This window comes from Mycobacterium sp. TH-M116 (genome assembly GCF_057473685.1).
In genome coordinates, this window is the sequence record NZ_JBYCLC010000360.1 from 1 (window position 1) to 8,897 (window position 8,897).

The 8,897-nt window shown below is 69.1% G+C and carries 10 protein-coding genes; 7 read left to right on the forward strand and 3 right to left on the reverse strand.

What is annotated here, in order from left to right:
- The 7 genes from AC2VOK_RS18560 to AC2VOK_RS18590 form a co-directional block, all read left to right on the forward strand.
- A partial coding sequence (locus AC2VOK_RS18560) for a transketolase-like TK C-terminal-containing protein (protein WP_428901780.1) occupies positions 1-303 on the forward strand: 303 nt, incomplete at its 5' end.
- A 15-nt stretch (positions 304-318) separates the two neighbouring features.
- Entirely contained in the window at positions 319-1,440 is a 1,122-nt protein-coding gene (tal, locus tag AC2VOK_RS18565) for a transaldolase (protein ID WP_428901781.1), read from the forward strand.
- Positions 1,437-2,981, forward strand: coding sequence for a glucose-6-phosphate dehydrogenase (zwf, locus tag AC2VOK_RS18570; protein WP_428901782.1), 1,545 nt, complete (start codon positions 1,437-1,439; stop codon positions 2,979-2,981). Before tal ends, zwf begins: the two co-directional genes overlap by 4 nt.
- Before the next feature lie 49 nt (positions 2,982-3,030).
- A complete protein-coding gene (gene opcA, locus AC2VOK_RS18575) occupies positions 3,031-3,942 on the forward strand; it encodes a glucose-6-phosphate dehydrogenase assembly protein OpcA (protein ID WP_428901783.1) in 912 nt (303 codons plus the stop codon).
- Positions 3,939-4,682, forward strand: a complete 744-nt coding sequence (pgl, locus tag AC2VOK_RS18580) for a 6-phosphogluconolactonase (protein ID WP_428901784.1) — start codon at positions 3,939-3,941, stop codon at positions 4,680-4,682. Before opcA ends, pgl begins: the two co-directional genes overlap by 4 nt.
- A gap of 147 nt (positions 4,683-4,829) precedes the next feature.
- The gene (locus tag AC2VOK_RS18585; protein WP_428901785.1) at positions 4,830-5,123 is read left to right on the forward strand and encodes a type II toxin-antitoxin system prevent-host-death family antitoxin; all 294 of its coding nucleotides are present in this window, start codon (positions 4,830-4,832) and stop codon (positions 5,121-5,123) included.
- Entirely contained in the window at positions 5,120-5,515 is a 396-nt protein-coding gene (locus AC2VOK_RS18590; RefSeq protein ID WP_428901786.1) for a PIN domain-containing protein, read from the forward strand. Before AC2VOK_RS18585 ends, AC2VOK_RS18590 begins: the two co-directional genes overlap by 4 nt.
- 126 nt (positions 5,516-5,641) lie before the next feature.
- Here the strand turns inward: AC2VOK_RS18590 and ppc are convergent, their stop codons facing one another.
- The 3 genes from ppc to AC2VOK_RS18605 all read right to left on the reverse strand — a co-directional run.
- Entirely contained in the window at positions 5,642-8,449 is a 2,808-nt protein-coding gene (ppc, locus tag AC2VOK_RS18595) for a phosphoenolpyruvate carboxylase (RefSeq protein WP_428901787.1), read from the reverse strand.
- 45 nt (positions 8,450-8,494) lie between these two features.
- Positions 8,495-8,728: a preprotein translocase subunit SecG gene (secG, locus tag AC2VOK_RS18600; RefSeq protein ID WP_421528088.1), complete on the reverse strand. Its 234-nt coding sequence runs from the start codon at positions 8,726-8,728 to the stop codon at positions 8,495-8,497.
- Positions 8,729-8,770: 42 nt separating this feature from the next.
- On the reverse strand, positions 8,771-8,897 hold a 127-nt coding region (locus tag AC2VOK_RS18605; protein ID WP_428901788.1), incomplete at its 5' end, for a triose-phosphate isomerase.

Below are 8,897 nucleotides of genomic sequence, written 5' to 3' on the forward strand. Positions count from 1 at the left end.
GCGGCCCAGACGTTGTTGGCCGACAAGGACATCGTCGCGCGGGTCGTGTCGATGCCGTGCGTGGAGTGGTTCGAGTCGCAACCCTCGGACTACCGCGACAGCGTGCTGCCGCCGTCGGTGTCGGCGCGGGTGGCCGTCGAGGCCGGCATCGCGCAATGCTGGCACAAGCTGGTCGGCGACACCGGCAGGATCGTGTCGATCGAACACTACGGCGAATCCGCCGACGACAAGACTTTGTTCCGTGAGTTCGGCTTCACCGCTGAGGCCGTCGCTGCCGCCGCGGAACAGGTAGTGGACAACTGAGAGAAGGCGATTCCCATGACCACTCAGAACCCGAACCTTGCGGCGCTGTCCGCCGCGGGCGTTTCCGTCTGGCTCGATGACCTGTCACGGGAGCGGCTGCAGTCCGGCAACCTGCAGGAGCTGATCGACACCCGCAGTGTCGTCGGCGTGACCACCAACCCGTCGATCTTCCAGAAGGCGCTGGCCGAGGGCGACGCCTATGACGGCCAGATCGCCGAGCTGGCCGAACGCGGCGCCGACGTGGACGCCACGATCCGCACCGTCACCACCGACGACGTGCGCACCGCCTGCGATGTGTTCACCCCGCTGTGGGAGGCCACCCAGGGCGTCGACGGCCGGGTGTCGATCGAGGTCGACCCGCGGCTGGCCAACGAGACCGACAAGACCATCGCGCAGGCCGTCGAGCTGTGGAAGATCGTCGACCGGCCGAACCTGCTCATCAAGATCCCCGCCACCAAGGCCGGCCTGCCGGCCATCACCGCCGCTCTGGCGGAAGGGATTTCGGTCAACGTCACGCTGATCTTCTCCGTGGAACGGCACCGCGAAGTCATGGATGCCTATCTGAGCGGGCTGGAGAAGGCCCGCGAAGCCGGCCACGACCTGTCCAGGATCCATTCCGTGGCATCGTTTTTCGTGTCCCGCGTGGACACCGAGATCGACAAGAGGCTGGACAAGATCGGCTCCGGGCAGGCGCTGGGATTGCGCGGCAAGGCCGGTGTCGCCAACGCGCGACTGGCCTACGCCGCCTACCAGGAGGTCTTCGAAGGGGGCGAGCGCTACGCGGCGCTGAAGTCCGCGGGCGCCCGTGTGCAGCGTCCGCTGTGGGCGTCCACCGGCGTCAAGAACCCCGCCTACCCCGACACCCTCTATGTCACCGAACTGGTCGCGCCCCACACGGTGAACACCATGCCGGAGCCGACCATGGACGCCGTCGCCGACCACGGGCAGGTCACCGGCGACACGGTCAGTGGCACGGCCGGCCCCGCCCAGCAGGTGTTCGACGATTTGACAAAGGCCGGCATCGACATGACCGACGTGTTCGTGGTCCTGGAAAACGAAGGGGTCGCGAAGTTCGTGGACTCCTGGAACCAGCTGCTCACCGAGACGCAGAACCAACTGGGTTCCGCCGCCAAATGAGTCGTGGCGCCGAAGCCGCACAGTGGCGTAATCCGTTACGGGATCCCGAAGACAAGCGGCTGCCGAGGATCGCCGGACCGTGCGCCATGGTGCTGTTCGGCGTCACCGGGGACCTGGCCCACAAGAAGGTGGCGCCGGCCATCTACGACCTCGCCAACCGCGGCCTGCTGCCCCCCACCTTCTCGCTGGTGGGGTTCGGCCGCCGCAACTGGGACCACGACGACTTCGCGAAGGTGGTCCACGATTCGGTCAGGCAGAACTGCCGCACGCCGTTCCGCCAGTCCATATGGGAGCGGCTGGCCGACGGATTACGTTTCGTGCGAGGCGAATTCGACGACGCCGTCGCGTTCGGCCGCCTGGCCGTGACGCTGGAGAAGCTCGACGTCGAACGCGGCATCGGCAGCAACCACGCCTTCTACCTGGCGATCCCCCCCAAGTCCTTCCCGGTGGTCTGCGACCAGCTGCGCCGCTCCGGGCTGGCCGACGCCCAGGAGGGCAGCTGGAGCCGGGTGGTCATCGAAAAGCCGTTCGGCCACGACCTGAACAGCGCGCGCGAACTCAACCACGTGGTCAACGCCGTCTTCCCGGAGGAGTCGGTGTTCCGCATCGACCACTACCTGGGCAAGGAGACGGTGCAGAACATCCTGGCGCTGCGGTTCGCCAACCAGCTGTGGGATCCGGTCTGGAACTCCCACTACGTCGACCACGTCCAGGTCACCATGGCCGAGGACATCGGGCTGGGCGGGCGCGCCGGCTACTACGACGGCATCGGCGCCGCCCGCGACGTCATCCAGAACCACCTGATGCAGCTGCTGGCGCTGACCGCGATGGAGGAGCCGATCAGCTTCAGCCCCTCGGCGCTGCAGGCCGAGAAGATCAAGGTGCTCTCGGCGACCCAGCTCGTGCAGCCGCTGCACGAGACGAGCAGCCGCGGGCAGTACGCGGCCGGCTGGCAGGGCGGCGAGCAGGTGGTCGGCCTGCTCGACGAGGAAGGCTTCTCTCAGGACTCCACCACCGAGACGTTCGCCGCCATCACCCTCGAGGTCGACACGCGTCGCTGGGCCGGTGTGCCATTCTACCTGCGCACCGGAAAACGCTTGGGCCGCAGGGTGACCGAGATCGCGCTGGTGTTCAAGCGCGCGCCGCACCTGCCGTTCGACACGACCATGACCGACGAACTGGGCACCAACGCCATGGTGATCCGGGTCCAGCCCGACGAGGGGATCACCCTGCGGTTCGGCTCCAAGGTGCCGGGCAGCGCGATGGAAGTGCGCGACGTCAACATGGACTTCTCCTACGGCTCGGCGTTCGCCGAGGATTCGCCCGAGGCCTACGAGCGGCTGATCCTGGACGTGCTGCTCGGTGAGCCGTCCCTGTTCCCGGTGAACGACGAAGTCGAATTGGCTTGGCGCATCCTGAATCCCGTGCTGGACTATTGGGCCACCCACGGCAAACCCGACCCGTACCAGGCGGGAACGTGGGGCCCGGAGTCGGCCTTCGAGATGCTCCGCAGGACCGGCCGCGAGTGGCGGCGGCCATGATTCGCTCCGGCGACGATGCAGAGCGCAGCGATGCTGAGGAGGGGCGCGCATGATCGTCGACCTGCCCGACACCAGCACCAACGCGGTCAACAAGAAACTCGACGAGCTGCGTGAGCAGGTCGGCGCCGTGACGATGGGCCGGGTCGGCACGCTGATCATCGCGTCGGAGAACGAGGCACTGCTCGAGGAGTGCGTCGACGCCGCGAACGACGCCAGCCACGAGCACCCGATGCGGATCCTGGTGGTCACAGCCGCAGAGGCCGATGCCTCCGAGGCGCGACTGGACGCCCAACTGCGGGCGGGCGGCGACTCCACCGCGGGCGAGACGGTGGTGCTGCGGCTGTCCGGACCACTGGCCGGCCACGCCGACAGCGTCGTCACCCCCTTTCTGCTGCCCGATATCCCGGTCGTGGTGTGGTGGCCCGACATCGCGCCGGCCGTCCCGGCCCAGGACCCACTGGGCAAGTTGGCGATTCGGCGCATCACCGACGCCACCAACGGGCGGGACCCCCTGTCGGCGATCCAGAGCCGGCTGCCCGGCTACACCGCCGGCGACACCGACCTGGCCTGGGCGCGGATCACCTACTGGCGTGCGCTGCTCACCTCGACCCTCGACCAGCCGCCGTACGAACCGGTCGAGTCGGCCCTGGTTTCGGGTCTGCGAAACGAGCCCGCACTGGATGTTCTGGCGGGGTGGCTGGCCAGCCGGATCGAGGGTCCGGTGCACCGGGTGGTCGGCGACCTCAAGGTCGAGTTGCGGCGCCCAAACGGGACCATCACCCTGAGCCGTCCGCAGGAGGGAACGACGGCGACCCTGAGCCGGACCGGCCGCCCGGACGCCCTGGTTCCGTTGGCGCGCCGGGAAACCCGCGAGTGCCTCGCCGAGGACATGCGCCGGTTGGACCCGGATGAGATCTACCTCGCCGCGTTGCAGGGGATAGGCAGGGTGCAGTACGCATGAACACCGTCGTCGAGGTTTTCCCGCAGACCCAGGAGCTGATCGAGGCCGCGGTCCGGCGGCTGGTCGACTCCGTCCACAACGCCCTGAGGGCCCGGGGGCGGGCGCTGATCGTGCTCACCGGCGGGAGCAACGGCATCGGCCTGCTGCGGCGGCTCGGCCCCGAAGCGCACCGGATCGACTGGCCCAGTGTGCATCTGTTCTGGGGTGACGAACGCTACGTTCCCGCAAGCGACGCCGAGCGCAACGACAGACAGGCGCGCGAGGCGCTGCTCGACCACATCGACATCCCGGGCGGCAACGTGCACGCGATGCCGGCCAGCGACGGGGAGTTCGGAGCCGACCTTGGCGCCGCGGCCCTGGCCTACGAGCAGCTGCTGGCGGCCAACGCCGAGCCCGGGCAGGTGATGCCCGGCTTCGACGTCCACCTGCTGGGCATGGGGCCCGAGGGTCACGTCAACTCGCTGTTCCCGGACACCGCGGCGGTGCGGGAGACCACCCGCATGGTGGTCCCGGTCGACAATTCCCCCAAACCTCCGCCGCAGCGAATCACGTTGACGCTGCCCGCGGTTCAGCACTCCCGCGAGGTCTGGCTGATCGTCTCCGGGGAGGCCAAGGCCGACGCCGTGGCCGCCGCCGTCGGTGGCGCCTCCGCTACCTCGGTCCCGGCCGCCGGCGCTGTCGGTCGCGAAACCACGCTATGGCTGCTCGACGAGGCGGCGGCGTCGAAGCTCCACCGCTGACAGGGGGCTGTCGGCGTCGTCTTCTGTGGTTGCCACACCGAATCTGCTGCCGCCGGCCCGGCGAGCATCGGTTCGTCGATCGGCGCGGCGACAACGGCGCAAACCTGTTGTATCACTCATGTGTCACCTAAGTGATACATTAGGTTGATGAGCGAAACGGTTGGGATCCGCGAACTGCGCCACAACACTGCCGACATCATCAGCGCCGCGGCGGCCGGCCAGGCATTCCACGTCACCGTCCGAGGCAGAGACACCGGCGTGATCATCACCAGGCAACCTCCTCCACCGCCCCCCGAACGACGTCGTGGCGTCACCCTGGCCCAGATCGAACAAGCGGGTCTTTACAACCGACAAACAACCGCCGGCTACCAGGCCGCCATGCTGGAGATGATCGAGCGCGGCCGCGACGATGCCGGGCGTGTGGGAGACCAGGACCGGTGAGAGTCCACCTCGATACCAATCTGCTGATCCAGACGCCACACTGGGAACGCCTCCCACCCGGAGACCACGAATTCCTTGTATCGGCCCTCGCCTTCGCTGAATTCAGCGAAGGCACAGCACATCCCGACCCCACCATCGCCGCCGACGCCGGCATCGAACTCAGCCGGCACCAATCGACCTACGGAACCGGCCTACCGTTCACCCAACGCGAAGCCGACATCTACCGCGAACTGTGCACCCTTGTCGTCACCACCGGACGAACACCCGGCAGCAAGCGCCGCGTCGACCTGATGATCGCCGCTATCGCGATCGGCGACGGAGCAGCCCTGGCCACCCGCAATACCGCCGATTTCGAGGGCCTGCAACCACTGCTCGACATCATCACACTCTGAGCCCGCCGCTGCCGGTCAGGGTATTGCCGGTAGTGATTCAGCCGCGACCCAACCTGACCACCACTGCCCGCGGTTACGGTCACACACCCGCTTCACCCGAGGGCACCAGATCCTCGGCGACGGGCGCTACCCGCTGTTGCGCAGCGCGCTGGCCAGCCCGTTCATCGTCAGCAGGATGCCGCGCTGCACCAGCTCGTCGTCGTCGCCGCAACGGTAGCGGCGCAGCAACTCCACCTGCAGGTGGTTCAGCGGTTCCAGATACGGGAAGCGGTTGAACACCGAGCGCGCCAGCGCCGGGTTGTCGGCCAGCAGGTCGTCGTGGCCCGTGATGAGCTTGTGCATGGCGACGGTTCGCTCGTGCTCGGCGACGATCTTGTCGAACACCCGGTGCCGCAACGACTCGTCGGCCACCAACTCCGCGTAGCGGGCCGCCAGGCCCAGGTCACTCTTGGCCAGCACCTGCGCCATGTTCGACAGCACGCTGCGGAAGAACGGCCACCGGCGGTACAGGTCATGCAGCACGCGCACGCGCTGGTCGGCAGGCTCTGGTCCCGCCGAGATCCACTGCTCGAACGCAGTCCCGGTGCCGTACCAACCGGGCAGCATCACCCGCGACTGGCTCCACGCCAGCACCCACGGGATCGCCCTCAGGTCGGCGATCGAGGAGGTCGGTTTGCGGGACGTCGGGCGGCTGCCGATGTTCAGCGACCCGATCTCGCTGACCGGGGTGGAGGCCATGAAGTACTCCACGAAACCCGGTGTCTCGTGGACCAGTTCGGCGTAAGCGCGCCGCGCCAGCGCGGCCACCTCGTCGAGCAGCGCGTACGCCGGCTCCGCCGCGTCACCGAGGCCCTCGACGTCCAGCAGCGTCGACTCCAGCGTCGCCGCCACCAGGCTCTCCAGGTTGCGCCGCGCCGTCTGCGGCTCGGCGTATTTGGCGGCGATGACCTCCCCCTGCTCGGTGAGCCGCAGCGCACCGTTCACCGCGCCGGGCGGCTGCGCCAGGATGGCCTGATAGCTCGGCCCGCCGCCGCGGCCGACGGTGCCGCCGCGGCCATGGAAGAGCCGCAACCGGATTCCGGCCTGGCGGGCCACCTCCACCAGCGCGAGCTCGGCGCGGTAGACCGCCCAGTTGGCGGCCAGATACCCGCCGTCCTTGTTGGAGTCGGAGTAGCCCAGCATCACCTCCTGGCAGTCGCCGCGCGCGGCCACCAGCGCCCGGTAGAGGGGGAGCTCGAGCATGGCGTGCAGGGTCGCCGCCCCGTTGTGCAGGTCGTCGATCGTCTCGAACAGCGGCGAGATCGCCACCGGGCAGTACGGTTGCGTCCCCGAGGCGTCCAGCAGGCCGGCCTCCTTGAGCAGGATCGCGGCCTCCAGGACGTCGGACACCGACCGGCACATCGAGATGACGTAGTTGGGCACCGCGGCGGGCCCGTAGGTCCGGATCGCATGCGCAGCGGCCGCGACGACGCCCAGCTCGCCGCGGGCCAGATCGGACAGTTGCGCGCACTCACCGGCCAGCGGCCGGCGGGTGCCGAGCTCGCCGGCCAGCAGCGCGACGCGCTGCTCTTCGGGCAGCGCGCCGTAGTCGGGGTGCACCCCCGCCCAGGCCAGCAGCTCGGCGACCACTTCTTCGTGCACGTCGGAGTTCTGCCGCAGGTCCAGCCCGCACAGATGAAACCCGAAGACGTGCACGCCTTCTCGTAGCAGCGCCAAGCGGTCGTCGGCCAGCAGCGCGCTGCCGTGCGACCGCAGCGAGGCGTCGACGGTGTCCAGGTCGGCCCGCAACTCGGCCGGTGTGCCGTAGGGCGCCAGGCCGAGATCGAGCTCATGTTGCGGGCGCCGGTCCAGGATGTGTGCCGCGGTGGCGGTGAGCCGCCCGCGGATCACCCGCAGCGCCCGCCGGTACGGCTCGTCGGCGCGGGCGGGTTCCCGGCAGCCGTCGGCCAGCGCGGCCAGCGCGTCGGTGACGCGAACCAGCCGCGCCGACATCGACAGCTCCTGTTCCAGGTGGGTCAGCTCGGCCAGGTAGTGAGCCAGCGCGGTGAACGCGGCGCTGCCGGTGGCCAGCCGCACGACGCCGGCGGTCACGTTCGGATTGCCGTCGCGGTCGCCGCCGATCCAGGAACCGGGTTGCAGCAGGGGCCCCGACAGCAGGTCGGTGCCGGGCCAGCGGGCGCGCAGCGCGCCGCGGACTTCGGCGTTGACCTGCGGGATCACCTCGAACAACGCCGCCGGGTAATACCGCAGCCCCACCTCGATCTCGTCGGAGATCTTCAGCCGCGACAACCGGATGAGAGCGGTCTGCCACAGCGTGAGGACGTGTCGGCGCAGTTCGCGTTCGATGCTGCGCCCGTCGGCGGTCTCGGTGCGCCCGTCGGCGTGCAGCCGCATCAGCTCGGTGATGCGGTGCTGGGTGACGAACACGGTGCGACGGCGCGTCTCGGTCGGATGGGCGGTGATCACCGGGGAGACCAGGGCGCCGCGCAGCGCGTCGGACACGGTGGCCGAATCCAGCTCGGCCGCTTCGAGTTTCGCATACGTGGCGGCCAGGCTGCTGCTCTGCGGCGGCTCCCCGGCAGCCACGTGCACCGCGCGCCGGCGCTCGCGGTGGATGTCTTCGGCAACGTTGGCCAGCAGTGCGAAATGGCTGAACGCCCGGATGACCGGGATCGCCTGGTGGATGTCGAGCCCACAGAACATGCGCGACATGTCCGCCCGGTCGATCTCCGAGCGCCGCACCCGGAACGATTCCACCCGGGCGCGCTCCACGAGGTCGAACACCTCGTCGCCGTTCTGCTCGCGCACGGTGTCGCCGAGGATGGCGCCCAGCAGGCGGATGTCGGCGCGCATCGGCTCGGTCGCCTCGCGGCCGACCCGGGTCCGCTGCACGGCGCCGATCGGCGCCAACGCGGTGTCGGATACCTCAACCATGGGTCCCAGTATCGGTGAGGACGACCGGGACCGCCTGCCGAGAGGTCAGCGGTACTTGATGAGCAGGGCCATGCCGACGATGCACACCAGCCAGATGCCGACGACGAACATCGTCAACCGGTCGAGGTTCTTCTCCACCACCGTCGACCCGGACAGACTGGACTGCACACCCCCGCCGAACAGCGTCGACAGGCCCCCGCCCTTGGCGCGGTGCAGCAGGACCAGCAACACCACCAGGATGCTGCTGACGACCAGAGTGATCTGCAGGCCCAGTTGCATGCACGGAAGCTTACCGGGTCGCGACCGGGAGTTTGCGCACCCCTACGGAAGCGGCCCGCCGGCGGCGATCGCCGCCAGCGTCGCGAACTGCTCCCCGTCCAGCGACGCCCCACCGACCAGGCCGCCGTCGATGTCGTCCCGGGCGACGAGTTCGCCGACGTTCTTGGCG